Annotated in this window: 25 protein-coding genes; 14 read left to right on the forward strand and 11 right to left on the reverse strand. The window is 61.7% G+C overall.

Annotation, left to right across the window (positions count from 1 at the left end; all coding sequences use genetic code 11):
- Positions 1–28: 28 nt before the first annotated feature.
- Complete coding sequence (locus tag SJY10_RS11125; RefSeq protein ID WP_386682549.1) at positions 29–967, reverse strand: isopenicillin N synthase family dioxygenase; 939 nt, start codon at positions 965–967, stop codon at positions 29–31.
- A 66-nt stretch (positions 968–1033) separates the two neighbouring features.
- On the opposite strand from SJY10_RS11125, the gene tpiA reads away from it, so the two are divergent.
- Positions 1034–1777, forward strand: coding sequence for a triose-phosphate isomerase (gene tpiA / locus SJY10_RS11130; protein ID WP_386682551.1), 744 nt, complete (start codon positions 1034–1036; stop codon positions 1775–1777).
- A 113-nt stretch (positions 1778–1890) separates the two neighbouring features.
- Here tpiA and SJY10_RS11135 read toward each other — a convergent pair whose 3' ends face one another.
- From SJY10_RS11135 to SJY10_RS11145, 3 genes are all read right to left on the reverse strand, one after another.
- Positions 1891–3312, reverse strand: coding sequence for a TRAP transporter large permease (locus SJY10_RS11135; RefSeq protein WP_386682553.1), 1422 nt, complete (start codon positions 3310–3312; stop codon positions 1891–1893).
- 3 nt (positions 3313–3315) lie between these two features.
- The gene (locus SJY10_RS11140) at positions 3316–4092 is read right to left on the reverse strand and encodes a TRAP transporter small permease (protein WP_386682555.1); all 777 of its coding nucleotides are present in this window, start codon (positions 4090–4092) and stop codon (positions 3316–3318) included.
- 124 nt (positions 4093–4216) lie between these two features.
- A complete protein-coding gene (locus tag SJY10_RS11145; protein ID WP_386682557.1) occupies positions 4217–5233 on the reverse strand; it encodes a DctP family TRAP transporter solute-binding subunit in 1017 nt (338 codons plus the stop codon).
- 213 nt (positions 5234–5446) lie between these two features.
- Between SJY10_RS11145 and SJY10_RS11150 the strand changes: the two genes are divergently transcribed.
- Positions 5447–6619: a cytochrome P450 gene (locus SJY10_RS11150; RefSeq protein ID WP_386682559.1), complete on the forward strand. Its 1173-nt coding sequence runs from the start codon at positions 5447–5449 to the stop codon at positions 6617–6619.
- A gap of 77 nt (positions 6620–6696) precedes the next feature.
- Here SJY10_RS11150 and SJY10_RS11155 read toward each other — a convergent pair whose 3' ends face one another.
- Positions 6697–7158, reverse strand: a complete 462-nt coding sequence (locus tag SJY10_RS11155) for an Lrp/AsnC family transcriptional regulator (RefSeq protein ID WP_386682561.1) — start codon at positions 7156–7158, stop codon at positions 6697–6699.
- A 135-nt stretch (positions 7159–7293) separates the two neighbouring features.
- On the opposite strand from SJY10_RS11155, the gene cysG reads away from it, so the two are divergent.
- The 7 genes from cysG to SJY10_RS11190 all read left to right on the forward strand — a co-directional run bounded on the left by cysG (position 7294) and on the right by SJY10_RS11190 (position 13567).
- Complete coding sequence (gene cysG / locus SJY10_RS11160) at positions 7294–8691, forward strand: siroheme synthase CysG (protein ID WP_386682564.1); 1398 nt, start codon at positions 7294–7296, stop codon at positions 8689–8691.
- Positions 8691–8990 (forward strand): DUF2849 domain-containing protein, encoded by a 300-nt coding sequence (locus SJY10_RS11165; protein ID WP_386682566.1) that lies wholly within the window; start codon positions 8691–8693, stop codon positions 8988–8990. The genes cysG and SJY10_RS11165 overlap by 1 nt, the downstream gene beginning before the upstream one ends.
- Positions 8991–8993: 3 nt before the next feature.
- Positions 8994–10664 (forward strand): nitrite/sulfite reductase, encoded by a 1671-nt coding sequence (locus SJY10_RS11170; RefSeq protein ID WP_386682569.1) that lies wholly within the window; start codon positions 8994–8996, stop codon positions 10662–10664.
- Positions 10654–11394 carry a phosphoadenylyl-sulfate reductase gene (locus tag SJY10_RS11175; RefSeq protein ID WP_386682571.1) on the forward strand — a complete coding sequence of 247 codons (741 nt, stop codon included), beginning with the start codon at positions 10654–10656 and terminating at the stop codon, positions 11392–11394. The genes SJY10_RS11170 and SJY10_RS11175 overlap by 11 nt, the downstream gene beginning before the upstream one ends.
- A gap of 49 nt (positions 11395–11443) precedes the next feature.
- The gene (locus SJY10_RS11180) at positions 11444–11851 is read left to right on the forward strand and encodes a DUF934 domain-containing protein (RefSeq protein WP_386682574.1); all 408 of its coding nucleotides are present in this window, start codon (positions 11444–11446) and stop codon (positions 11849–11851) included.
- 62 nt (positions 11852–11913) lie between these two features.
- Positions 11914–12762, forward strand: coding sequence for a ferredoxin--NADP reductase (locus tag SJY10_RS11185; RefSeq protein ID WP_386684632.1), 849 nt, complete (start codon positions 11914–11916; stop codon positions 12760–12762).
- A 151-nt stretch (positions 12763–12913) separates the two neighbouring features.
- Positions 12914–13567, forward strand: a complete 654-nt coding sequence (locus tag SJY10_RS11190; protein WP_386682577.1) for a YrbL family protein — start codon at positions 12914–12916, stop codon at positions 13565–13567.
- A 109-nt stretch (positions 13568–13676) separates the two neighbouring features.
- On the opposite strand, the gene SJY10_RS11195 is transcribed toward SJY10_RS11190, so the two are convergent.
- Positions 13677–14591 carry a hypothetical protein gene (locus SJY10_RS11195; protein ID WP_386682579.1) on the reverse strand — a complete coding sequence of 305 codons (915 nt, stop codon included), beginning with the start codon at positions 14589–14591 and terminating at the stop codon, positions 13677–13679.
- A gap of 186 nt (positions 14592–14777) precedes the next feature.
- Here SJY10_RS11195 and infC point away from each other — a divergent pair, with 186 nt between their 5' ends.
- A complete protein-coding gene (infC, locus tag SJY10_RS11200; protein ID WP_386682581.1) occupies positions 14778–15332 on the forward strand; it encodes a translation initiation factor IF-3 in 555 nt (184 codons plus the stop codon).
- A gap of 168 nt (positions 15333–15500) precedes the next feature.
- Here infC and SJY10_RS11205 read toward each other — a convergent pair whose 3' ends face one another.
- From SJY10_RS11205 to SJY10_RS11225, 5 genes are all read right to left on the reverse strand, one after another.
- A complete protein-coding gene (locus SJY10_RS11205; RefSeq protein ID WP_386682583.1) occupies positions 15501–17588 on the reverse strand; it encodes an OmpA family protein in 2088 nt (695 codons plus the stop codon).
- Positions 17589–17874: 286 nt separating this feature from the next.
- Positions 17875–18864 (reverse strand): molybdopterin biosynthesis protein, encoded by a 990-nt coding sequence (locus SJY10_RS11210; protein WP_386682585.1) that lies wholly within the window; start codon positions 18862–18864, stop codon positions 17875–17877.
- The gene (locus tag SJY10_RS11215; RefSeq protein ID WP_386682587.1) at positions 18861–19826 is read right to left on the reverse strand and encodes an XdhC family protein; all 966 of its coding nucleotides are present in this window, start codon (positions 19824–19826) and stop codon (positions 18861–18863) included. The genes SJY10_RS11210 and SJY10_RS11215 overlap by 4 nt, the downstream gene beginning before the upstream one ends.
- 10 nt (positions 19827–19836) lie before the next feature.
- Positions 19837–21150: a VWA domain-containing protein gene (locus SJY10_RS11220; protein WP_386682589.1), complete on the reverse strand. Its 1314-nt coding sequence runs from the start codon at positions 21148–21150 to the stop codon at positions 19837–19839.
- 64 nt (positions 21151–21214) lie between these two features.
- Entirely contained in the window at positions 21215–22114 is a 900-nt protein-coding gene (locus tag SJY10_RS11225; protein WP_386682591.1) for an AAA family ATPase, read from the reverse strand.
- A gap of 222 nt (positions 22115–22336) precedes the next feature.
- Here SJY10_RS11225 and SJY10_RS11230 point away from each other — a divergent pair, with 222 nt between their 5' ends.
- From SJY10_RS11230 to SJY10_RS11245, 4 genes are all read left to right on the forward strand, one after another.
- Entirely contained in the window at positions 22337–23290 is a 954-nt protein-coding gene (locus SJY10_RS11230; protein WP_386682593.1) for a hypothetical protein, read from the forward strand.
- A gap of 63 nt (positions 23291–23353) precedes the next feature.
- Entirely contained in the window at positions 23354–24403 is a 1050-nt protein-coding gene (gene pyrC, locus SJY10_RS11235; RefSeq protein WP_386682595.1) for a dihydroorotase, read from the forward strand.
- Between the two features lie 47 nt (positions 24404–24450).
- A complete protein-coding gene (locus SJY10_RS11240) occupies positions 24451–25128 on the forward strand; it encodes an orotate phosphoribosyltransferase (RefSeq protein WP_386682597.1) in 678 nt (225 codons plus the stop codon).
- Between the two features lie 217 nt (positions 25129–25345).
- Complete coding sequence (locus SJY10_RS11245; RefSeq protein ID WP_386684635.1) at positions 25346–26845, forward strand: replicative DNA helicase; 1500 nt, start codon at positions 25346–25348, stop codon at positions 26843–26845.
- Positions 26846–26987: the final 142 nt, after the last annotated feature.

Here is a 26987-nt window from a genome sequence, read left to right on the forward strand (position 1 = left end):
TTTCGCAGAAAATTCGGATGCGTCCTGATCAGCCGGCGGCGCTTCCCTTTTGCAGGTGCACATAGGTTTCATCAAAGCGCCGTTGCAGGTGATCAATCGCCAGAACCGGCGGCGCACCTTCAGGTGCTACGTTCGCATCGTGATCGGGATTAAAGAAAAGCGGCACGGAAATCCGCTCCTCGGTACCGCCGACGACCCGGTGCGGTGTGGCCACGATCCGGCCCCCTGTCCAAATTTCCAGCATCTCTCCGAAATTGATGACGAATGTGCCCGGCTGCGCCGACAGCGCAGTCCAGCCACCACCGCGGCGGCGCACCTCTAGTCCGGGGGTGCCATCGGTCGCCAACAGCGTCAGGCAACCATAGTCGGTATGGGTTGCGATCCCGAAATCTTTAGCCCCTGCCCCGGCGGGGCGTTCGGGATAATAATTGCCCCGCAAAAGGGCCATGGGGCGCGTAAAGCGGTCTGCAAAGAACGCGCCATCCTCGCCCACTGCATGAAGCACAGCAACCAAAAGATCGCGCGCAAAGGCGATCGCATCAATGTAATACGCTTGCAAGATCGCGGCAAAACCCGTCGGCGTATCAGGCCACTGGTTCGGCGCATAGGCCGGCAGCACCGTCAGCGGATCGCCAGGCGGCAAGGTCAGGCCGCAGTCAAAGACCTGTTTGTAATCGGGATTGGCGTCCGGGTTCACCTGCTCTGACCCCGGCGCGCCCCAGCCGCGGTTCGATCCGGTCGCGGCCATATCCCACTGCGCCTTTTGCGTAGCGGGCAAGGCGAAGAAGGCACTGTAGGCCGCGATCACCTCTGCCACCCGGTCGGCACCGAGGGGTGTGTTATACACGGTCATAAAGCCGATATCCGACGCCCCGAGCCGCGCAGCAGCTATCGCTGCGTCATGATTGGCATGACCGCGGTCCAGCAAGGCTGCGGCATCGATCTGCGGAATGGGCGTGTTTGTCATGGCGGGGCCTTTCGATCCGGGTGGGCAGTTGCTACCAAAGCACGAGCGAAACGCAAAGGATGGATCATGCGCCGTAAACTTGCCGCCGGAAACTGGAAGATGAATGGCACCACCGACACGCTGCGCGAGGTGAAGGCCCTGACGGATGCCCACCCTGACCCGCAGGTGGATATACTGCTGTGCCCGCCGGCAACCCTCGTTGCACAGATGGCTTGGGCCCGCGGCACCCATGCACTGCAAATCGGCGGGCAGGATTGCCATGCCTCTGCTAGCGGTGCGCATACCGGTGATATCGCCGCCGATATGCTGAAAGATGCAGGTGCAAGCCATGTGATCGTCGGCCACTCAGAACGCCGTAGTGATCACGGCGAAACCGACGCCGATGTCGCCGCCAAAGCCGCGGCCGCCCATACCGCCGGCCTGATCGCCGTGATCTGTATCGGGGAAACGCTGGACCAGCGCGAAGCCGGCGAGGCGCTGGACGTCGTAAAGGCCCAGTTGGCAGGATCAGTGCCGGCCGGCGCAACAGCGGCCAATACGGTTATCGCCTATGAACCGGTCTGGGCCATCGGCACGGGCCGTGTTCCGACGCTGGATCAGATCGGGGAAGTGCACGGCACCCTGCGCAATGCCTTGCGCGACATCATGCGCGAAGCCGGCGGTGTGCGGATCCTTTATGGCGGGTCGGTCAAGGGATCGAATGCGGCCGAAATTTTTTCGGTTCCTGATGTGGACGGCGCATTGGTCGGCGGTGCCAGCCTAACGGCAACGGACTTTTCGCCTATTGTGACGGCACTGGAAAACGCCTGAAACTGCTTCTGGGGCTTCTCCGATTTTTCGCAGAAAAATCGGAATGCCTCCGGCGGGAGTTTATTTGGCCAGATGAAAGGGGCGGCACCGGGATGGGTGCCGCCCCTTTTCGTTTACTGAATGATCGTTTCGGGGCCCATGACGGAGTTCGGCAGATAGGTCGAGATTGCCGGAATGTAGGTGACCATGATCAGGAACACGAAGAGCACGGCAAGGAACGGCAGTGCGGCGCGCACCACGGCCATCATCGGCATGTTGGCCACGCCAGATGTCACGAAAAGGTTCAGGCCAACGGGCGGTGTGATCATGCCGATTTCCATGTTCACCACCATAATGATGCCAAGGTGGATTGGGTCGATGCCAAGCTGGATCGCGATCGGAAAGACAAGCGGAGCCACGATCACGATCAGGCCCGAAGGTTCCATGAACTGGCCGCCGATCAGCAGGATCACATTGACGACGATCAGGAAGGTGATCGGGCCGAGTCCTGCGCCAAGCATCGCATTGGCAATGTGTTGGGGGACCTGTTCGTCGGTGAGCACATGTTTCAGGATCAGCGCATTGGCGATGATGAACATCAGTGTCACGGTCAGCTTGCCGGATTCGAACAACGTGGCACGGGTATCGCGGTGGAAGAAGGCCGTAACGATGGCTACGGGCTTGCGCCACAGCGGCAACGGGCGCTGGCCCGGTCCAACGTGAAGCGGGCCCATGTCACGGTAGATGAAGGACGCAACAAAGAAGGCATAGACAGCGGCGACGGCAGCGGCCTCTGTCGGGGTGAAGGCACCGGATTTCCAGTAGACGCCGACGGGATCGAGCGAGATCCAGGGGTGGCCATAGATGCCGCCCATAATGATCAGGATCAGGCCAAGACCCCACAGCGCGTCGCGGAAGCTGTCCGTCACCTCGCCCCAGCCAAGCCATTCGCCTTTGGGCATATTCTTGACCCGCGCCATGACGTAGATCGTGATCATCAGCATGACGCCCGCCAGCAGCCCCGGGAACACGCCTGCAAGGAACATGCGCCCGACGCTGACGTCGGTGGCGGATGCATAGACCACCATGACGATGGACGGCGGGATCAGGATGCCCAGCGTACCGGCGTTACAGATTACACCGGCGGCAAATTCCTTGGTGTAGCCGACTTTGGTCATCGCCGCGATGACGATGGAGCCGATGGCGACCACGGTGGCCGGCGACGAGCCTGACAGGGCTGCAAAGATCATGCAGGCCAGAACACCCGCAATGGCAAGACCGCCCTGCAGGTGGCCGACGCAAGCAATGGCAAAGCGGATGATGCGTTTCGCCACGCCTCCCGTCGACATGAAGCTGGAGGCGAGGATGAAGAATGGAATCGCAAGCAGCGTGTAGTGGCCTGCCATCGCCTGAAAGATTGCCTGCGCCACGGCACCCAGTGACGTATCGGAAAACCACAGCTGGAACAGGATCGACGCCAGACCCAGCGATACGGCAATCGGCACGCCAATGAGCAGAAACCCAATGATGAGAACGAATAAGAGGAGAACTTCCATGGATCAGGCGTCCTTGTTCAGAAGGGCGGCCTCGGCCACGGCATCTTCGGCTTCATGGGAAACGATTAGGCTGGCGGCCTGGTCCGTCCAGACGCGCCAGACGGCCTGGACCACCCGGAACAGGATCAGCACGGCGGCGATGGGCAGCATGGTGTAGGGGATCAGGCGGGGCAGCTTGGAATACCGCTCGTCATAGTTAATCAGGGGTTCGAGGAACCGCAGCCAGTCAGGCATGGGGATCTGGTCGGTTTCAAAGAAAGAGCCAGAGCGCACGGAGGTATCAAAACCCATTGGGAACCAGCGGCCTGCGGTGGGGGGCAAATCAGCGAAGGGGGCCCAGTAGTCATAGGCCCCTTTGAGGAACAGCAGCGCATAGGCGATGCACAGCGCGCCTGCGATCAGCGCCACGATCTTGCGCGGGCGCGGCGACAGCAGGTTCGTGACCGCATCGACGCCCAGATGCGCTGTAACCTTGAACCCGTAGGCGATGCCGAAGAGGACCAGCCATGCGAACATGACAAGGACGACTTCAAGGCTCCAGATGATCATCGACGGGGCCGCATCGACAACCATCGTGCCGAAAATGGCATTGAATACCCGGCTAACGCCCCAAAAGATGCCGTCGGTCAGGTATTCGAACCATGTACCGGCGGTATAGCGCAGCACCACATTGGTGAATGTCAGCAAGGTCATTGCGCCCAGAAGCAGGGCGATCACGCCCTCTTCGAACCCGTTGACCGCGGCCCCTACGATGCCTTTGGCCTGATAGTGCTGGCTCATCGCCATCCCCCGCTTTTGGTGTTGCTGTCATAATCAAGCGGCCCGGACGCTTGAACGCGTGTCCGGGCCGCAACTGTGGCGCAAGGTTGCGCAGGCAAGGCTGAGCCTGCCTGCGCCGTTGCGGTTACATGCTGTCGTTGATGGCCTGCGCCGCGTCGATGTTGTCCTGGCCGACTTCCTCGGCGAACTGTTCCCACACGGGCTTCATCACCGCGACCCAGTCAGCACGCTGCTCTGGTGTCAGCTCGACGATCTTGCCGCCAGCGTCCAGGATCGCCTGACGGGCCTCAAGGTCAACCTGGCCCACAGCGGCGTTCCGCTCTGTTGTGACTTCGTTCACGATGGTCAGGAACTGGTCGCGCACGGCCGGATCGAGGCTGTCGAGGAAATCCATCGAGGTGACGACCATGTAGTCCAGCACGCCGTGGTTGGTTTCGGTGATGCCGTCCTGCACTTCAAAGAACTTTTGGCCATAGATGTTGGACCATGTGTTTTCCTGGCCGTCGACAACGCCGGTTTGCAGTGCACCGTAAACTTCGGCAAAAGCCATCGGCTGCGGCGAGGCCCCCAAAGCATTCATCTGCGCGACCAGCACGTCGGAGGGCTGCACGCGGAATTTCAGACCATTTGCGTCGGCCGGCTCCAGCAGCGGCTTGTTGGCCGAAATCTGCTTCATGCCGTTGTGCCAATAGCCCAGCCCCTGCAGACCGCGGCGCTGCATCATGTCCAGCATGCCTTTGCCCGTCTCGGACGCTTGGAACGCGTCAACAGCGTCGATGTTTTTGAACATGAACGGCAGGTCGAACAAACGGTAAGCCTTGGTGATGGATTCGAACAGCGACAGGGACGGCGCGGCCATCTGCACATCGCCGCGCAGCAAGGCTTCGATGACCTGCTCGTCGGTGTAAAGCGTGGAGTTCGGGAAAACCTCCATGCACATGCTGCCGTCCATTTCAGCGTTGACCCGTTCCATCAGCAGCTGTGCCGCAATCCCCTTGGGGTGTTTGTCGGTGTTAGTTACATGGCTGAACTTAACGACGGTTTCGCCGTCATCACAGCCGGCAGCATGGCTTTCAGCCAGCGAGGCAGTGGCTGCAACGGACATCGCAGCTGCAAAAGCAGCGGTTTTCAGAAAAGTCATGGTGTTTCCTCCCAGAAACGTTTTTTGTGCGGTCTTGTGCCAAAACGGTCAAACATGTCTACACGACAAGGTGAATGAGACAAGCGGTTATCGTGCGGCAAAGTCGCATAGGGGTGCTATTACAAGGTCAGGTTGCAACGGGGCGCGAGAGCCGTGTGCAGACTCGGACAATGCACCTTGCGAAGCGTCGATGTGCGATGAATATTGTGCGATATGAAAAGCTTCACCCAATCCCCGACAGATCCTGCCTTTGTGCAAGACCCCTATCCTGCCTATGACGCCATGCGCGTGCTGGGACCGTTCGTGCGCTGGACAGATTACGATCTGATCTGCACGACCAGCCATGCGGTCACCTCTGCCGTGTTGCGTGACAAACGGCTCGGGCGGCAGGTGCCGGCCGAGCTTGCCCCCGCCCCCGACGCCGCCCGCGCAGGCTTTGACGGGATCGAGGCCCATTCGATGCTGGAACTGGAAGGGCCCGATCACATGCGCCTGCGGGGGCTGGTGCTGCGGTCCTTTACATCCCGCGGGATTGCCGGGCTGGCGGATGGCATCCGGGCGCTGTGTCACGCGCTGGTCGATCAGTTTCCCACCGGTGATTTCGACCTGCTGGACGCCTATGCCCGCCCCGTGCCCGTCATCACCATCGCCCGCCTGCTGGGCGTGCCGGAATCCGCGGCGAATGACCTGCTGGGCTGGTCCAATGCCATGGTAGCGATGTATCAGGCGCGGCTGACGTCCCAGATCATTGCAGAGGCAGAAGCCGCGACGGAAGCGTTCAGCGCCTTTATCCGCACGCATCTGGACATAAAGCGGGCCGCGCCGGGGGACGATCTGATGTCAACCTTGCTGGCGGCGGGGGACAAGATCAACGAGGCGGAGATGATTTCCACCTGCATTTTATTGCTGAATGCGGGGCACGAAGCGACGGTGCATACGCTGGGCAACGGCGTCAAGGCCATGCTGGAATCCGGTATGCGCCGCGCAGATGCGGCGGCCGTGGAGGAGGTCATGCGTCTTGATCCGCCGCTGCATATGTTCACGCGCTGGGTGATGGAGGATTGCGAGATCGCGGGCCAGCCGTTCAGGCGCGGCGAAAAGATCGGCTGCCTGCTGGGGGCTGCCAATCGCGATCCCGGCATTTGGGACGCGCCGGAGGTTTTTAACCCCGAACGCACCGGACCGCCCCATGTCGCCTTTGGCGGCGGCGCGCATTTCTGCGTCGGCGCGCCGCTGGCGCGGATGGAACTACAGATCGCGCTGGAGGTCCTCTGGGAGCGGTGCCCTGCCCTTATGCTGGCCGAGGATCCGGTCTATGCCGATGTCTACCATTTCCACGGATTGGAGCGGTTGATGGTGTCGGGTGCCCCCGGCGGGCGGACCTGAGCACCACATGCGGGCGCCGCGCGCCGGGGGATGTTTGATGCCTCCGGCGGGAGTTTAACAGGCCAGATGAAAGGGAATCACAGCGGCAAGGCGGCGGTGGATTTGATTTCTTCCATTGAGAGCAAGGCTGTGACGTTATGGACTTTCACCTCTGATATCAGGGCCTGGTAAAAGGTGTCATAGGCGCGGGCGTTGGCGACGCGGACTTTCAGGATATAGTCGATGTCGCCCGCCAGGCGGTGGGCCTCTTGCACTTCGGGGCGGGATTTAAGGGCGGCGAGGAAGCGTTTTTGCCAGTCGGCGTCATGTTCGCTGGTGCGGATCAGGACAAAGAAGCAGGCTTCAAATCCCAAAGCCTCTGCATCAAGAATGACGGTCGTCTGGCCGATGATGCCAGCCTCGCGCAGTTTGCGGATGCGATTCCACACGGGCGTCTTGGATGAGCCGACTTCGGCGGCGATTTCGTCCAGCGAACGGCTGGCGTCGCGCTGCAAAGCCGCGAGGATTTTCCGGTCAATGGCATCGATGCGAACGGGCATACTGCGTTTCCGATTATTCTGGCACAGGCGTGCTGATTTGGCATGAGCGCGGGACGTATGTCCTTATCTACGCGCAGGAGTGGTCAAAAACCAGAACAATGTTCTATATCAAGACTAAGCAAAGGAGAGCTTGGCATGGATCATTTCCCAGTCTTCATGGCTGTCGCAGGACGGCGCATCGTTCTGTCCGGTGGCGGTGAAGCTGCGCTGGCCAAGCTGCGCCTGATCCTGAAAACGACCGCGCATGTGACCGTAATTGCGGCCGAGGCTGCGCCCGAGATCCATCGCTGGGCCGCTGAGGGGCGCTTGCATCTTATTTCGCGCGCGATGGAGCCGGGCGATGCCATGTGCGCTGTGCTGTTTTACGCCGCCAATGAAGATGACGTCGAGGACGCGCGGGTAGCCGCGCTGGCCCACCGCGACGGCGCGCGGGTGAATATCGTTGATAATCTGGCCGATAGCCAGTTCATCACCCCTGCCATCGTGGACCGTGATCCGGTTGTCGTCGCCATCGGCACCGAAGGCGCAGCCCCCGTTCTGGCGCGGCGCATCAAACGCGATCTGGAAGAGCGGCTGCCCGCGCAGCTGGGTGTTCTGGCGCGGATCGGCAAGACCTTTCGCGCTGCTGCCGATGTATTGCCGATGGGCATCAAACGGCGGGATTTCTGGGCTGCATTTTACGACAAGATCGGCCCGCAAGCCATTGAAAACGGCGGGGAAGCCGCTGTTGTTCCCGCGCTGGAGGCGCTGCTGGACGAAACTTTGGTTGCCCGCGAAAAACAGGGGCATGTCGATTTGGTTGGCGCAGGTCCGGGCGATCCGGAGCTGCTGACGCTGAAGGCCCGCAAGGCGCTGGATGTGGCGGATGTCGTGATTTATGACCGTCTTGTCAGCCCCGAGATCCTAGAGCTTGCGCGCCGCGAGGCGGTGATGATCGATGCAGGCAAGGAAGGCTTTGGCGCGGCGATGGCGCAGGAAGATATTGATGCGCTCATTGTGGAACATGCCCTGAAGGGTGCCCATGTGGTGCGGCTGAAATCCGGCGACCCGACGGTCTTTGGCCGTCTGGACGAGGAAATCGACGCGCTTGATTCGGCGGGTATCAACTGGCGCATCGTGCCGGGGATTACAGCGGCCAGCGCTGCTGTGGCCGGGATCGGGCAGAGCCTGACCAAGCGCGGGCGCAATGGTTCAGTGCGGTTTCTGACCGGACACGACACCAAGGGCTTTGCCGACCACGACTGGAAAACGCTGGCCCGCCCCGGTGAGGTGGCCGCGATCTATATGGGCAAGCGCGCGGCGCGGTTTATTCAGGGGCGGCTGCTGATGCATGGTGCAAACCCCATGACGCCGGTAACTGTGATCGAAAATGCATCCCGCCCTCATGCGCGGGTATTGGCGACGACACTGGCGCAACTGGAACCGACATTGACCAAAGCAAGTTTGAATGGCCCTGCCCTGACCTTTCTGGGCCTTGCCCCCCGCGATGCGGTGGCCGCCCGCAATGACATGAATATCGAGGAGTTCGCGTAATGGCGAAGCAGTTTACCCCCAAGGTCGTCACGGCCAACGCTCTTTTGTCCGGTGATGCCGTCTGGCTGACCGAAGATGACCGCTGGACCGGCAATATGGCCGAAGCCGAGCTGCTGACCGACGAGGCCCATGCTGACTTGCGCCTGATCGAGGCGAACCGGCGCCAGGCGGAAATTGCCGGCGCCTATCTGGCGGATGCCAAAGCGACTGACAACGGCCCCGCGCCAACTCACTTTCGCGAAGAATTCCGCACGCGCGGACCTTCCAACTATTTCCACGGCAAGCAGGCAGAGGCTTAACCAATGTATAGCTATAACGAATTCGACGAAGCTTTTGTCCGCACCCGCGTGGCCCAGTTCCGCGGCCAGGTTGAGCGCCGCATTGACGGCAGCCTGACCGAGGATGAATTCAAGCCGCTGCGCCTGATGAACGGTCTTTATCTGCAGCTGCATGCCTATATGCTGCGGGTGGCGATCCCCTATGGCACCCTGAACAGCGGCCAGATGCGCCAGCTGGCGATGATCGCGGAAAAGTTCGACCAGGGCTATGGCCACTTCACCACGCGCCAGAACATCCAGTACAACTGGCCCAAGTTGCCCGATGTGCCGGATATCCTGGAAGCTTTGGCCGATGTGGAAATGCACGCGATCCAGACCAGTGGCAACACGATCCGTAACGTGACCGCAGACCACTTTGCCGGCGCTGCCGCGGACGAAGTTGCGGACCCGCGCCCCTATGCCGAATTGCTGCGTCAGTGGTCCACCGATCATCCCGAATTCCAGTTCCTGCCGCGCAAGTTCAAGATTGCCGTGACAGGTGCCGAACAGGATCGCGCTGTCATCGCGGCCCATGACATCGGCTTGCAGCTGGTTGAAAAGGACGGCGAAATCGGTTTCCGCGTGCTAGTCGGCGGGGGCCTTGGCCGCACGCCGATGATCGGCAAGGAAATCAGTGCCTTCGTGTCGCAGGCCGATATCCTGCCTTATTGCGAGGCGATTGTGTCCGTGTGGAACCTGCTGGGCCGCCGCGACAACAAGTATAAGGCGCGCATCAAGATCACCGTGCACGAGCACGGGATCGACGATATCCGCGCCCGCGTCGCAGAGCGCTTTGCCCGGATCAAGCCGACGTTCTCTGGCGTGGATCAGGTGTTGCTGGCGGAGATCAAGGCCGCCTTTGCACTGCCCGCCCTGCCTGCACGCGGCAATGACGGATTCGAGGCGGCGAAGGCCGCGAACCCTGCGTTCCGCAGCTGGTGCGACACAAACCTGACAGCGCATAAAAATGATGATTACGCGATCGTCAGCGTGTCCTTGAAAAAGCAGGGCGCAACGCCGGGCGATGCCAGCGCAGAGCAGATGCGTGTGCTGGCCGATCTGGCCGAACGCTTTGGCGATGACGAGCTGCGTATCAGCCACGAGCAGAACGTGATCCTGCCGCATATCGCCAAGGCCGATCTGGTCGAGGTTTATGCAACCCTGCGCGCGGTGGAACTGGCGACAGCGAACATCGGCCTGATCTCTGATATTATTGCCTGCCCCGGCATGGATTATTGCGCGCTGGCGACGGCGCGGTCGATCCCGATTGCCCAGCAGATCGCCACCCGCTTTGACGAGCTGAAGCTGGAACATGATATTGGCCCGCTGAAAATCAAAATCTCTGGCTGCATCAATGCCTGCGGGCACCACCACGTCGGCCATATCGGCATCCTTGGCCTCGACCGTGCGGGGGTTGAAAGCTATCAGGTGACGCTGGGCGGCGATGGCACACAGGATGCGGCCATTGGCGAACGCGCCGGCCCCGGTTTCAGCGCAGAGGAAATCATTCCGGCGATCGAACGTCTGGTGCTGGGCTACATGGACCTGCGCGATGCCCCCGAAGAGACATTCTTGCAAGCCTATCGCCGGCTGGGGGCCGAGCCATTCAAGGCTGTCCTTTATCCCGACAAAGAGGGGAAGCGTGATGCCGCGTGACGATTTGCAAGCTCGCGCCGCTATGCTGAATGATGCCTACAAGCATCATTCAGCCCATGCGGTGCTGGAAAGGGCGCTGAAGGATCCCGACGTGGGGCAACTGGCGCTTGTCAGCTCTTTCGGTGCAGAATCCGTGGCGCTGCTGCATTTGGTGTCGGTCATTAATCGCCACACGCCGGTCATCTTTCTGGATACCGAAATGCTGTTTGCCGAAACGCTGACCTATCAGATGGAAGTCGCAGAACGGCTGAACCTGAAAGACATGCGTGTTCTGCACCCGGACCGGCAAGAGGTCTTTGACCAGGACAACGAAGGTTTGCTGCATCTGGCAAATCCCGATGGCTGCTGCGCCTTGCGCAAGACCCTGCCCTTGCAGCGGGCTTTGGCACCTTTTGACGGCTGGATCACTGGGCGCAAGCAATACCAAGGCGGCAAGCGTGCGGCCTTGCCGTTCTTTGAAGCCGACGGGGTGCACCTGAAGGTCAACCCGCTGGCGCATTGGAACCAACAGGACGTACAGGACTATATGACCGAAAACCGCCTGCCCCGGCATCCGCTGGTCGCGCAGGGCTATCCGTCTATCGGCTGCGCCCCTTGCACCACGCGCGTGGCACCGGGCGAGGATCCCCGGGCCGGGCGTTGGCGGAACCAGGAGAAGACCGAATGCGGTATCCATTTCGTGGATGGCAAAATGGTTCGGATCCCCGCGCCCGAGGCACAGGTCGGATGAGTTTATTTAGCCAGATGAATAAGGGCCGTTGAGCCCGGAGGACGATAAGATGAGTGTGATTGTAACCGATACAGGCTTTGCCGCCGATGACTTTGACGGCGATTTCGTGGCGCTGGGCGATGTAGCGCTGGACGTGCCCGCCGCCGTTGATGTGCCATCCGATGCCGACCCCGAGGCCGTGCGCACGATCATGCAGGCGCAGGTGATCCGCATTGCCTTTCCCAGCTTTGCGGATGGGCGCGGCTTTACGCTGGCCGCGATCTTGCGACGGGCCGGCTTTCAGGGGCGTTTGCGTGCCTATGGGCATGTGATCGCGGATCAATACGCAATGGCGCGGCGCAGCGGGTTTGACGAGGTCGAGATCAGCGACGATCTGGCCGCCCGTCAGCCTGAGCCCCAGTGGCTGGCCCGCGCCGACTGGCAGGCTCATGACTATCAGGCGCGGATGCGCGGCTGATCCCTTTTCCCTTTTCTTGACGAACCAGAGGCGCGGCGCCATCAGGGCTGCGAATGAATGATATGACAGAGCAATCCCCCGTGACCGAAGCCACCGCCAAAGCCGTTCCCGCCCTGCCCGATGCGCAGACCGTCACCGCCGTGACCCATTATACTGACCGTTTGTTTTCCTTTCGGGTGACGCGCCCCGCGTCCCTGCGGTTCCGGTCGGGCGAATTTGTCATGATCGGCTTGATGGGCGACCCGCATCCCGAAACCGGCAAGCAGCGCCCGTTGCTACGGGCCTATTCCATCGCCTCGCCCAGCTGGGACGAGGAGTTGGAATTCTATTCGATCAAGGTCGAGGACGGTCCGCTGACATCCAAATTGCAGCATATCAAAGTTGGCGACCAGATTATCCTGAAGCCCAAGCCCGTTGGCACACTGGTGCACGATGCACTGTTGCCCGGCAAGCGGATCTACTTCTTTTCCACCGGCACAGGCTTTGCGCCCTTTGCGTCCCTGCTGCGCGAACCCGAGACCTATGAGAACTACGATGAGGTTATCGTGACTCATACCTGCCGCGATGTGGCAGAGCTGACCTATGGCGCGAACCTGATCGAGGCGATCAAGCAGGACGAGATGATGATTGAACTGCTGGGTGAAGAGAACCTGGCCAAGATACGTTACTACCCCACCACCACGCGCGAGAAGAGCGACAAAATGGGCCGTATCACTACCCTGATTGAGAATGGCGAGTTGTTCAGCGATCTGGGCGTGCCGCCGCTGAATCCCGAAACCGACCGCGCCATGGTTTGCGGCAGCCTTGAGTTCAACAAAGATATTGCCGCCCTGATGGAGGCGGCCGGCCTGCACGAGGGTGCCAATTCCGAACCGGGCGAATTCGTGATCGAAAAAGCCTTTGTCGGCTGATCGGGCAAGCTGATAGCGGCCGGCGCATCCGCCTGGGTGCGCCGATTGCCATGCGGATGCGGTCTGTTATGCTGCGCTTTTAATCAGCCCGGCAGGTGATGTCGCCTTGTCGTTCCGGTGCCAGCCACCCCTGACGTGATCGCATGACCCTATGAAAAAGACCGCAGTCGTCCCCGTGTCACACCTGACCTGGATCGCGAAAGGCTGCCAGAGGCTGGTTTTCATTCATCCCGATGACGACACCAAGATCCTGAAGGTGCCCTATAGCGGCCTTATGATGGATACGGTTCTGCGCAATGCACCGATCGCCAACAAGCAGCAAAATCGCCACATCGCCCGCGAACACCGGGTTTATCGCCGCAACAGGCGGCGGCTGGCGCAGCAGCCTTTCGATGCCCCGATTCCATTCTTTTACGGGACGATCAGGACCGATATCGGGAACGCCGATGTCTATGAGGGACTATTCCGTCAAAACCGCAGCAAGCTTGCGTTGACGCTGGGCCAGGTCGTACGGCGTGATCTTTTCAGGCAGAAGGCGCTTGACGACCTGAATGCCTTTGTAACTCGCCTTGATGCCTGGAACATACCGGCAACCGATATTACCGCGCAGAACATCGTCTACGGCTTTCGGGGGGACAGGCGTGTATTCGTTCTGGTAGATGGGTTTGGTGACTATCGCAAACTTCCGGTCGCATCCTGGTCGCGGCGGATCAGGTTGCAGCGCACATCAGATGCCTATTCACGGATCGCAAAGCGACTGGGGATTGTCTGGGACGCGGAAGGGCGCAGTTTTCACCACCAATAGACATATGTGGCAACCGCGCGCGGTGCTGCTTCAATCCGAACAAAATGGGCCGCACCGGTATGGCGCGGCCCTTTGAATGTGGCTTCTGTCGAAACTGAAGACTTGGGGTTTACAGGCCCAGGGCTTCACGTACGCGGGTCAGGGTCGCGGTCAGCAGTTCGGGATTGTTCTGCGCACCCTTGATCGCGGCAGTCAGGGTGGTTTTTTGCACCACCGACAGATCGCTTTCGTTCAGACGTTCGATGACAGCATCGGCGTCAAAGCCTTCGGGGGTCAGCAATGCAGACAGGGGCGCATCTGCATCTGCCGCAGCGCCAGCCGACACTGTGCCATCCGCCGCAACGGTCGCACTGACAGAGCCACCGTCGACCGGTGCGTCGATCACAGGTGCATCCGCCGCCGGTGCCGCCATCGCATCGGCCGCATCTGTGGCATCCTGGATCAGGCCAGCGGCGGCGTCGTTGGCCTGTGTCGCCATGGTGTCTGCGGCAGCTGCAGCCTCGCCGGTGGCAGCCTCTACCGCGGCAGCAGCATCGGCAGCGGCGTCTTGGGCGACAGCCGCAGCGTTTGCTGCTTCGGCGGCGGCGGCGGTGGCCGCGTCGTCAGTCGTCGCTTCCAGCTGGTCGGCAGCAGCTTCAGCTTCGCTTTGGGCTGCTTCGGCGGCTTCGGCCGCGGTTTCAGCGGCGGCTGTTGCCGCCTCTCCGGTGGCGGCGGCGGCATCTTCTGCGGCGGCTGTTGCAGTATCGGCGGCGTCGTTTGCGGCCTCTGCGGCATCGGCTGCAGCTTCTTCTGCGGTGGTCGCGGTATCATCAGCAGCGCCGGTCAATGCGGCGGCAGCATCATCGGCTGCATCGCCAATCGCGGTTGCCGCATCGCCGGCCGCATCGCCGGCCGCATCGCCGACTGCTGCCAGATCGGGCGCATCGGTGCCGACAACAGCCTGCGGGTCGTTACCCTTTACAAAATATTCATAGCCGAAAAAGCCCAAGACGGCTGCAATGACGATGATAACGATGGCGCGCATAACTGTTTCCTTCTGATGTTGCGGCATAAGCGACCGCCTTTCCCCTTTCAGATGCGGGGCGCGGCACCTTGCGTCAAGGTGAACTAAACCAAATCAAGCTCATTCTTGCCGTTTCCCGCCGCTTTGCGCCTTGAAGCAAGGGCCGCAGAGGTTTAGGTTACGTGCACTCCCTTAAATGACCAAAGGATGAAGACCATAGGACGCAGACCACATAACGCACCCCCCGTGCGTGAGACCGGCCCCCGTATCAACGAACGCATCCGTGGCGGCGATATCCGCCTGATCGGTGCCGACGGTGAAAACGTTGGTGTCGTGAGCCCTGACCGCGCGCTGCAGATGGCAGAAGAGGCCGGGCTGGACTTGGTCGAGATTTCGCCCAATGCCTCTCCGCCCGTCTGCAAGATCATGGATTTCGGCAAGTACAAGTACGAGACCCAGAAAAAAGAAGCAGAAGCGCGCAAGAAGCAAAAGATCATCGAGATCAAGGAAATCAAGTTCCGTCCGAACACGGACAGCAATGATTACGAAGTCAAGATGCGCAACGTCTACAAATTTCTGGAAGGCGGCGACAAGGTAAAGATCACCCTGCGTTTCCGTGGCCGCGAAATGGCCCACCAGGAACTTGGTCGCCAGCTTCTGGAACGCGTCGCAGAGGATACAAAAGACCACGGCAAGGTGGAAAACTTCCCCAAGATGGAAGGCCGCCAGATGGTCATGCTGATCGGACCGCTGTCGAAATAAGCGGATTGCGGCACTGACCCACCGGTCCAGACACGCACCCTGATTTGGGCCTCGAAGGAAACTTCGGGGCCTTTTTGCAATTGCGCGGCCTACTTCCCTGCGACTTTGACCAGTAAAAAAAGGGCCCGCGCATCACTGCGCGGGCCCGTCACATCGCAGTCTGCTGCCTTAGCCGTTTGTAAGCAACTCAGAAATGTTGCGCACCGCCGCGCGGCGGTTGGCCCGCTCTCCGGCTTCGGTTTGGATTTTCAGAAACTGCTCACCATAGCCTTGGGTCACCAGGTTTTCCGGTGGCACCTGGAAATACTGCGACAAGGCCAAGGCAACCGTTTCCGCGCGCCGGTCGGACAGGGACAGATTGTAACCTGCATCGCCGACCGCGTCCGTATGCCCTTCAACCAGGAACACAGCAGACGGGTTCTGCCCGACGATCTGGCGAATTGCCCCGCCCAACGCGGCCAGCTCATCCGCCTGACTTGGCTGGATCGCGGCAGAGCCGGTCTCGAAGGTGATGGCCGCCAGTTCGACCTGCGGCGCAAGGGCGCGCACCTGGCGGATTTCACGGACCTGTTCAAGCGAATAGCTGCGGCCCGTCTGGGCCAGCAGGCTGGCGGACAAGGCAGCCTCCAGCGCGGCCTGATCGTTCAGTGCGACCTGATCCGTCGTCACCTCTTGCGGGACGGGCGGCAGGCTGGACACTTCGACCGGTACGCTGGCGCGGTCCAGATCGTCGATCAATTGCACCTGCGTGCCATCGGCGCGGGTCAGCGACCGGCGCAGAACGGTGCCGTCAGCGGCGCGGATTGTGGTGACAACGCTGCCGTCTTCGCGCGTGATCGTCGTCAGGGTAGAGCCATCGTCAAAAGTGCGCGACGCAACCTGCGATCCGGGCTGGCGCAGCAGCACGTCATCGTTTTTCAGCACACGCAGTTCGCCGTCACGCTGCACGACAACCCGGTCGCCAGAGTTTGCAACCACCTGATCGCCGTTATTCAGGATCGACCCGACAACGACCGCACCAAGGCCAAGCGCAAGAGCCTTTTCAAAGTTAGACAATCCCCCACTGTTGCCGTTGCCCGCATCAGCCCCGGCTACCTGATCCTCTACAGTCTCGCTTGGTTCGGTCGTGGCCGCTGTGACCTGCGTATCAAAGTCCTCATCGGCGCTCCGTACCGTCTCTTCCGTCACCTCTTCCGTCACAACTTCCGGATCATTCACCAGATCGGGTTGCGCGCCGCTCGCTGCGGCAGCGGCTGCGGCAGAGTTCTGGCGCGCGGCCTCACGCTCTGCAACGCGCGCGGCCTGCTCTTCTTCGCTTAAGGCAGGCTCTGCCGGCGGCGTCGATGTCTCGGCAGATGTGTCTTCAGCGATGCTTGATTCGCCGTCAGTAACGCCTTGCTCTGCGTCTTGTGTCGCTTCTGCAGGCGCTTCTTGCGCAGCGGGTGCCTCGGGTTCGGCCTCGGGTGTGGCCGGGGCTTCAGGTGCAGCCTCTACCGGGGCTGGCTCTTCGGCAGCAGGCGCTTCTACTTCCGGCTGGCCCGGCGATGCAGAGGGCTCCTCTGCCGGCTGCGCTGCAATCGCGGCGGCAGCAGCGGCCGCATCGGCGGCGGCTTGATCAGCGGCCCCTTGATCAGCGGCTTCGTCAATCGCCTCTTGATCGACAGCAGGCGCTTCTGGCGCAGCCTCGGCGATTGGTGCTTCTTCGGTTACCGGCGCAGGCTCTGCTGCGGGTGCGGCCGGGCTTTCCTCGACAGCTTCCGCTGCGGGTGCGTCACCTGCGTCCGGCGCGGTCACGGCCTCAGCTTCGACCGGTTCTTGGGCAGCGGGCGCTGGCTCGCCGGCGGCGGCCTCCTCTGCGGCCTGGGCGGCCTTATCGGCAGCCGCGGCTTCATCAATCGCTTGATCCGCAGCGGCCTGATCGGCACCGGCTGCGTCCCCCTCTACCGGCGCGGCGGCAGCGTCATCCGCAGCCGGCACCTCTTCCATGCCGGGCGCGGTCAACGCCTCCCCGCCAACCGCAACAGCCTCGGCCAATGCGTCCGGACCGCAAGCCGCCGGATCGCCGGCAGGCGCTTCCCCGTCAGCCTGCCCTGCACCTTCTACCATGGCGCGTGCCAAGGCATCGGCACCGTCAACGGTCTGCCCGTCCGGCGCAACGCAAGGGAAAGGCGCATCCGCTGTCTGCGCAAATGTCGGCGTTGCCAGCGACAGGCACAAGACAAGCGAGGTGGTGGATTTCAACGAAATGGGTCGCATGGAGGTCCTCCGCAAAATTGGCCCTGATCTTTCGGGCATTGCCGATAAAACCACACAGCATTGTGCGGCGTTCCTCCCCAAACATAGGCTACGGCGACTTTCCGCCGAAAACCCGCCCCCAACCTGCTGCTCAGACGATCACCCAGGTAACGCGCGCGCCGTCCTCCTTCTTCTGGTCAAAAATATCCCGGGGGGGCGCAGCCGGGGGCAGAGCCCCCTCAACCGCGCCTCTGGCACCACCTCCCGTGCCTGCCGCGATCAGCCTGCCGCACGCAATCTGCCCGGATCAGTCCGCCCCGCGCCGCGGCCGCGGGCGCGACGGAATTTCCTTCAGCAAACCACCCACACCCATGGCAGCGATGTCATCCGGCGTGACTGCAACACCGCACAGCAGGCGTTCCAGCACCCAGTCCGCCCCGTTCAGCGCAGGGGAACGCGCACAGCCGGGCAGACCGATGACAGGCCGTCCGCCCAGCGCGCCAATGAACAGCAGGTTTCCGGGATCCACGGGCATCCCGAAATGCAGCACCGCGCCGCCTGCCTGCCGCAGCGCTTCGGGCGCGGTGTCGTACAGGTCCGACGTGGCAGAGCCGGTCAGGATGCAAATCAGCGGCGCATCGCAGGCACCAAGGGCCGCAGCAATGGCCGCACTGTCGTGGTCCACCAGCACCCGCCTGGCAAATCCCACGCCAAGACGGTCCAGACGGATGCGCAAGGACCGCTCTCCCTTGTCCCCAAGGTCGCGGCCTGCGCGGGTCTCGATCAGTGCAACGCGGTCAATCTGCGGGCGGTGTAGCGCGATTGCGCCCTGCCCGGCGGCGCAGGCGGCAGCAAGGTCATCCTGCGACACAGCGTAGGCAATAATCTTGATCGTCGCGACCAATCCGCCGGCATCCATCCGGTGCAGATCCGGCACGGTCGCCACAGTGATCATCGGGTTAATGCGGTTCACCGCCTGCAGGGCCGCCGCATCCAGCGCCGCCAGACCCGGCACATCGGCAATGACATTGACGCGGCCCGTTGCAGCCGTGCCAAGGCGCAGACCCGGCGCAGCCCCGGCCAGCGCCGCGGCCAGCGAAGCGGCAGCAGCATCTTCGCCCACATCGCCGGGGTCCAGCCGCGCCACGGTCAGATCGGTATAGCCCGCGGATGCAAGCGCGATCAGGTCGGCGGCCGTCAGGACATGGCCCTTCGCCAGCACCAGATCACCTGCGACTTCGCGGTGCGCAAGGATCGCGCCCTGCGCCTGCGCAACGGGGACGGGTCCGAACTTCATTGCGGGTGGCGCAGAGTCGCGATGACCTGCGCCATGATGCTGACGGCGATTTCAGCCGGGGCGCGGCCACCCAGGTCAAGGCCGACGGGGGCGTGGATGCGGGCAATATCAGAGGTGGCAAAGCCCGCCTCGGTCAGGCGCTGCACCCGTTTGGCATGGGTGCGGGTCGAGCCAAGGCAACCAAGGTAAAACGCCTGCGATTTCAGCGTCTGGATAATCGCGGGATCATCGAGTTTGGGATCATGGGTCAGGGTCACGACTGCCGTGCGCGTATCAGGTGCCAAGGTTGCCATCGCCTCGTCCGGCCAGTCCTCTATGATCGTCTCGCCCGGGAACCGTTCGGCAGAGCCGAAGGCCCCGCGCGGGTCGATCAGCACGGGGTCATAGCCGCAGGCGCGGGCCATGGGCAGCAGGGCTTGCGCGATATGGACCGCGCCCACGACGATCATACGCAGGGGCGGATTGTGTACCGCGACAAAGGTTGCGCCGTCTTCTTCAAAGCCGGACCGGTCAAGGCGGAACCGATCTGGGAAATCGGCGGGATGCGCCAGCTTGCGGTCCTGCCCCCGCACGCCGGTGACATAGGCCACAGGCTGGCGGGCGGTAATGGCGGCGACGAGCTTTTCCAGCAAGGGCACCGGCATCGCCCCGCCCACCGGTTCGACGAGGACGCGGATACGCCCGCCGCAGGCAAGACCAACGGCAAAGGCTTCGTCATCGCTGACGCCGTAATCCAGCAGGCGCGCATCGCCGCCTGGAATGGCGTCCAGCGCCTCCATGATCACGGCCCCTTCGACGCAACCGCCAGAGACGGAGCCTTCCATGTGGCCGTCCGCGTCGATGACCAGCAATGACCCCACCCCGCGCGGGGCAGAGCCCCAGGTTTCCACCACGGTGGCCACCGCCACGGCGCGGCCTGCGCGGTGCCAATCCAGAGCGGTTTCAAGCAGATGTTGGGACATGGGGCGGACCTTACTGGGAATTGGCGGCGCGGGTGAAGGCAAAGGGGCCGGGGGATGGCTCTGGCGCGGGATTGCGCAGGGTCGCCATCAGGCGGGTTTTCTCGCCGGTATCATCGGGGCGTGACAAAGCTTCTGCAAGCCCTTGAAGCGACGCGATATTGTGACCCGCGCGCAGGCTGGTGACATGGGGCAGCATCGCTGCGATCCCGCGGGCCTTGGGCGCAAAGCCATCCCAGCGCAGCAAGGGGTTCAGCCAGATCAACTGGCGCGAGGTCAGGGACAGCCGCTGCATTTCGCGCCCCAAATCGGCGTCCGGGTCCCGGTCAAGGCCATCAGTAATCAGCAGCACCACCGCCCCCTGCCCCATCACGCGGCGCGACCAGTCGCGATTGAAGTCGTGCAGACACGCGGCGATGCGGGTGCCGCCTTCCCAGTCCTGCGCCTCTGCCCCCGCTGCCTGCAGGGCGGCATCCACGTCGCGGGTCGCTAGGTGGCGGGTGATATTGGTCAGCCGCGTGCCAAAGGTAAAGGCATGAACCTGCGCCCAGTCCTGCCCCTTGGCGTTGGCGACCCCGTGGACGAAGTGCAGCACGGTGCGCGAATATTGCGACATGGAACCAGAGATATCGCACAGCACCACCAGATTGGGATAGCGGGTGCGCTTTCGTTTGGTTTTCAGGTCATCGATCTCTCCTCCCTTTCGCATGGCGGCGGCCTGCGTGCCGCGCCAATCGGGAATGCGGCCCGGCAGCGCCTGCGTGCGGCGCGATGGCAGGGGTTTGACGGGCAGCTCTAGCGCGGCGAGGATCCGGCGGGCGGCGTGCATTTCCGCAAGGCTCATCTGTTCGAAATCAAGGGTGCGAAGCCGCTCTTGCGCTGAAATGGTCTGACTTGCGTCGATATCGAGCAGCATTTCGTCCTCGGGCTGCTTTTCTTGCCGGGGCGTATCGCGCTCTTGCCCGTCAAGCAGTGCCTCTGACGCGCGTTTTTCGGCGGCCAAGGCCGTGCGGTCTTCGGCCACGCCCCGCACCATGGGCGACATCATCGCCATCATCTGTTCCATGAACCGCGGATCGCGCCAATAGAGGCGAAAGAGCTGAGAGAAGATGGCTGATTCTTCGCGTTTGGACACGAAACAGGCGTGAAGGGTCCAATAAAAATCGTGCCTTTCCCCAAAACCCACCGCCTGCACCGCGCGGATCGCATCGACGACACGGCCGGGACCAATGGGCAGGCCCGCCCGGCGCAAGGCGCGGGCAAAATGGGCGATGTTGCTGGCGAGTTTGGGATTGTCCGGAAGTTCCAGATCGGCAAGTTCTACCACGTGGCCTTGACTGGGGGTTTCACACCCCCAGACCCCCGTGACATATTTTTATTCAGGTGAAAGATCATAGCGGCAGGGCGGCGCGGGCGTCGTCGAGGATTTGTTTGGCTTTCGAGCCTTCGATCTTTTGGATGTCGTCCTGATATTTGAGAATAGCACCGAGGGTGTCGGCGATGACCGCGGGGGACAGGTCGATGACGTCGAGGGCGAGCAGGCATTTCGCCCAGTCGATGGTTTCGGCGACGCCGGGTTTTTTAAACAGATCCTCGGTCCGTAGGCGTTGCACAAAGGCGACAACCTCGCGCGACAGGGCGTCTGCGGCCTCTGGTGCGCGGGCGTGCAGGATGTCGAGTTCGCGGTCGAAATCGGGATAGTCGACCCAATGATAGAGGCACCGGCGTTTAAGGGCATCGTGGACCTCTCGGGTGCGGTTCGAGGTCAGGATCACGATGGGGGGCGTGGGAGCCTTGATTGTGCCAAGCTCTGGTATGGTGACCTGAAAGTCAGAGAGGGCTTCGAGCAGGAACGCCTCGAAGGGGGCGTCAGTGCGGTCCAGCTCGTCGATCAGCAGGACAGGCGCGCCGCCGGGATGGGGGCGCATAGCCTGTAGCAGGGGGCGTTCGATCAGGTATCCTTCGGTAAAGAGTTCCGCCTTGAGTGCGGTGCGATCGGTGCCGCCTGCCGCCTCTGCCGTGCGGATGGCGATCATCTGTTCGGCAAAGTTCCATTCATAGACAGCAGATGCGGCGTCCAGACCTTCGTAGCATTGCAAGCGGATCAGGCGGCGGCCCAGCGCTGTGGACAGCGCCTTGGCCAGTTCGGTTTTGCCGGTACCTGCCTCGCCTTCCAAGAACAGGGGGCGGCCGAGTTTAAGGGCCAGAAAGACGATGGTCGCCAAAGCGCGCGGACAGATGTAGTTTTCCGCCGCCAATGCGGTTTGCACGTCGTCAATCGTATCGAACATCTTGCGTTTCCCCCTCCGCAGGCATCGCATTCCAACCTGCATTGCAAAAGGCTCGCGTCAAGCGGCGCGTTGCCCCCCTACGGCCAAGGTCGTATGTCTGCCGCCAACTGCACTGGCGGGCGCAGAACTAAAAACCGGCTTACCGCGCCCCTATTTTTGCCGCATTAACCTAGCACATAGGTCGAAATCGACAGGTGCCCGCACCGCGACAGGAGAGCCGATATGACGGACTACGCGCTACGCTTCAAAACCGAATTCAAGGGGCTCGAAGACTCTGACTGGTATGAAGCCCTAGAGGAGTTGGTGGAAGAGCACGGGTCCTTTACGCCGCTAGGCCACGACCATGTCGCGACATTTTTGGATGCGGGTCCCAAACTGCTTGTGACCTTCGAGCATGCGCACGAGGTGCAGGGGCTTGACGATGCCGCGCCGCGCGGCTTTGCCTTTACCCGGCGCGAAGGTTGGTCCCATCTGGCGATCATCAGCCGGGGCGAAAGCTGGTTTCGTGATCCCGCGATCTATCGCTATATCGACCGTCTGATCGACGACGGGTTTTTCGAGGACTTCGAGGATGTGCTGTTCTTTGGGGCGCAGGCCGGCGGTTATGCCGCTGCCGCCTATAGCGTCGCGGCCCCCGGTGCGCGGGTGCTGGCGATCCGGCCGCAAGCGACGCTTGATCCCATCACGACCAGTTGGGACAACCGTTTTGTCGCGCAGCGGCGGCTGAACTTTACCGACCGTTACGGCTATGCCCCCGATATGGTCGATGCGTCCAGCCGCACCTACATTATCTACAACCCGCAGCAGCGGTTTGACGCCATGCATGCGGCGCTTTTTACAAAGCCCAATGTCACCATGCTGCGCGTGATGGGTTTGTCCGGTCGACTTGATGTCGTCTTTGACACGCTTGGCGGGCTGGACGACATGATCCGCGCCGCCATGGCGGCAGAGCTGACGCCCCAGCGGTTCATCAAGGCCCTGTCCCGGCGCAAGACCTATACCCCCTATCTGCGCAGTCTGGTCCGCCGCGCCCGCGATTCGGGACACTCGCAGCTGGCCGCCGGTGTTTGCCGCGCCGTTCTGGCACAAGGGCACGACGCCTTTTTCGTCCGACAACTGCAAGAGATGGGGCAAACTTTGCCGGACATGGGGCAAAAAGACGCCCTGCAGGCATAAACCGGGCGGCGATCGCGGGCCAAAGATCTGGTCAGGCGCGGGCCTTAGGTGTATGCCCCACGCATGCCTGATCAAAACATCACCGACCTTACCCTGCGCCGTCCTGACGATTGGCATCTGCACCTGCGCGACGGTGCAATGTTACAAGCCGTGTTGCCGGAAACAGCGCGGCATTTTGCCCGCGCAATCATCATGCCTAATCTGGTGCCGCCTATTGTGACCGGTGATCAGGCGCGCGCTTACCGCGATCGCATTCTGGCGGCCCGCCCAGAGGGGTCCGACTTCGCCCCGCTGATGACGCTTTACCTAACAGAAGACACCGACCCGGACGATGTGGCTGCCGCCCATACGGCCGGCCTAATCGCGGCGGTCAAGCTTTATCCCGCAGGTGCAACGACGAACTCTGCCAGCGGCGTGCAGGATTTCGACAAGGTACGCCCGGTCCTGGACCGGATGGCCGAAATCGGCCTGCCCCTGTGCGTGCACGGCGAAGTCACCGATAGCAACATCGATATCTTTGACCGCGAAGCGGCCTTTATCGACCGCATCCTGAAACCGATGCGCAAGAAGAACCCCGACCTGCGCATTGTGATGGAACATGTCACGACGCAGGACGCTGTGGACTATGTGCGCGACACGGCAAAGAACCTGGCTGCGACAATTACGACCCATCACCTGATCATCAACCGCAATCACATCCTTGCGGGCGGGATCAAGCCGCATTTCTATTGCCTGCCGGTTGCCAAACGCGAAACCCACCGCATCGCGCTGGTGCAGGCGGCGGTTTCGGGGGACAAACGCTTTTTTCTTGGCACCGACTCTGCCCCGCACACCGACGCGGGCAAATTGCAGGCCTGCGGCTGCGCGGGGATTTTCACCGCGCCCAACACCATGTCCTGTCTGGCAGAAGTGTTCGAAGCGGCCGGCGCGCTGCGCCAGCTGGAGGCGTTTACCTCTTTGAACGGTCCCGCCTTTTATCGCATGGCCCCGAATGAGGGCACGATCCGCCTGGTCAAAGGCGACCCCGTCACCTACCCCGCACAAATTGACACAGCTGACGGCCCCGTCACCGTCTTTGATCCCGGCTTTCCCCTGCATTGGCGCGTGGTGTAGATTTTTCGCAGAAAAATCGTCCTCCTACAGAACAAAAGGTTTTCGACATGATCCCAACCGGCTTTCCCGCAAAAGATGAAATCGCCCGCCTGACCGCTGGCATGTTGCTGGAAATCGGAGCTGTCGATTTTAACACCACAACGCCGTTCACCCATGCCAGCGGCAAACAGGCCCCGACCTATGTCGATTGCCGCAAACTGATTTCCTACCCCCGCATCCGTGCCACGCTGATGGATTTTCTGTCCGTCACCATCATGCGAGAGGCAGGCTTTGAGGCGTTTGACAACATCGCCGGCGGAGAGACGGCAGGCATCCCTTTTGCCGCCATGGTTGCCGAACGGCTTGCCCTGCCGATGACCTATGTGCGCAAAAAGCCCAAAGGCTATGGCCGCAATGCCCGCATCGAAGGTGCGATGACCGAAGGCCAGCGCGTGCTGCTGGTCGAGGATCTGACCACCGATGGCGGATCCAAACTGTCATTCGTCGATGCGATCCGCGACACCGGGGCAACCTGTTCAGCCACCGCCGTGATCTTTTTCTATGGCATCTTTGAAGGCGTAGAAGAGCGTCTGTCCGACCATGGCGTGCAGCTTTTGCATTTGTGCACATGGTGGGATGTGCTTGAGGTCGCCCGCGCGCGCGGCAGCTTTGACAAGGAAACCTTGGACACGGTCGAAGCGTACCTGCGTAATCCGGCAGGCTGGACCCCCGGCGTAATGGTTTAACCGCCCCGGCAAAAACGCGCTTATCAAATGAAAAGTTTTCCGGCCCGCAGCTCTACTTGTAGTGGCCGCGTGCTGGCCGCACGACACATCTTGTGCTAACGTGGCAAAGCCTGACTTCTCCACAAAAATATACAATTTGGGTCCGGCGGCAGGCTGGTCTATGACCAGCGAACGCGTGCGGGGGCACCGCGGTTTTGTAAATGGGGACACCGATCAGATGAACGAGATCAGCACTTTCAACGCCACCGGCACCGACGAAACCGCAGCCGACACCATGCCCCATTCGATTGAGGCCGAGCAGCAGCTCTTGGGCGCGATCCTGACGAACAACGATATTTTCGATCGCATCGCCTCTGTCGTGGGCCCCCAGCATTTCTATGATCCGGTCCATGCCCGCATCTTTGACTGCGCCGCAGCCCGGCTGGCCAAGAACGCGCTGGCCAGCCCGGTCACGCTGAAATCCTACATGGAAGACGACGAAGGTCTGGCCGAACTCGGCGGCGGTGCCTACCTCGTGCGCCTTGCCGCCAGCGCAACCTCTGCCTTTGCGGCGCGGGATTACGCGCAGATGATCTATGATCTGGCGATCCGGCGGCAGCTGATCCAGGTCGGGCAAAGCATCGCAGCCAAGGCATCAAAGGTCGATGTCGCATCTGAACCCAAGGACCAAATCGTCGAAGCCGAACAGGCGCTTTATGCCCTGGCCGAAAGCGGCACAGCGGAAAGCGGTTTCCAGTCCTTCCTGCGCGCCGTCACCGACGCCGTGAATGTTGCCAACGCGGCCTATCAGCGCGACGGCGGTCTGGCTGGCGTCTCGACCGGATTGATCGATCTGGATAAAAAACTCGGCGGCCTGCACAAGTCCGACCTTCTGATTCTCGCGGGTCGCCCGTCGATGGGAAAAACCTCGCTCGCCACCAACATCGCCTACAACATCGCAAAGGCTTATAAAAAAGGCACCCTGCCCGACGGCTCCGAAGGTGCGGTAAACGGCGGCGTGGTTGGATTCTACAGCCTCGAGATGTCGGCAGAACAGCTTGCCGCGCGGATCCTGTCAGAGGCGGCAGAAGTGCCGTCAGAACAGATTCGCCGCGGCGACATGACAGAGGTCGAATTCCGCCGTTTTGTCGATGCCGCAAAGCAGCTGGAATCCTGCCCGCTGTTCATCGACGACACCCCCGCCCTGCCCATTTCCCAGCTGGCTGCCCGGGCGCGGCGGCTTAAGCGGACGCAGGGGCTTGATGTGCTGGTCGTGGACTATCTTCAGCTGGTGCGCGGCACGGGGCGGTCGGAAAACCGCGTGAACGAAATTTCCGAAATCACCATGGGTCTGAAAGCTATCGCCAAGGAACTGATGATCCCGGTCATCGCTCTGTCCCAGCTGTCACGTCAGGTGGAAAATCGCGAAGATAAACGCCCGCAGCTCTCGGACCTGCGCGAATCCGGCTCGATCGAGCAGGACGCCGACGTCGTCATGTTCGTGTTCCGAGAGGAATACTACAAGGAACGTGAAAAACCCGGCGATCACGAAATGGACAAAATCTCGATCTGGCAAGAAGAAATGGAACGCCTGCGCGGCAAGGCCGAAGTCGTGATCGGCAAACAGCGTCACGGCCCCATCGGCACCGTCGAATTGTCGTTCGAAGGCCGGTTCACCCGCTTCGGCAACCTTGTGAAGCCCTGGCAACAAGACGGCGGCGGCGATGTCGGATTTTAACATCCGCGGGTTACTTCCGGGGATGTTCCCGCGCTCGCCGCGATGTCCGGCGCGCTTGGCAGATTCCATGAAGAGACAACGAAGGCCGATCCTGCGGCCTTGCACCGCGATCTATTCGCCGGGCCACCCTAGGTGTCGCTAA

Source organism: Loktanella sp. R86503, from assembly GCF_042466455.1.
GTDB lineage: Bacteria > Pseudomonadota > Alphaproteobacteria > Rhodobacterales > Rhodobacteraceae > Loktanella.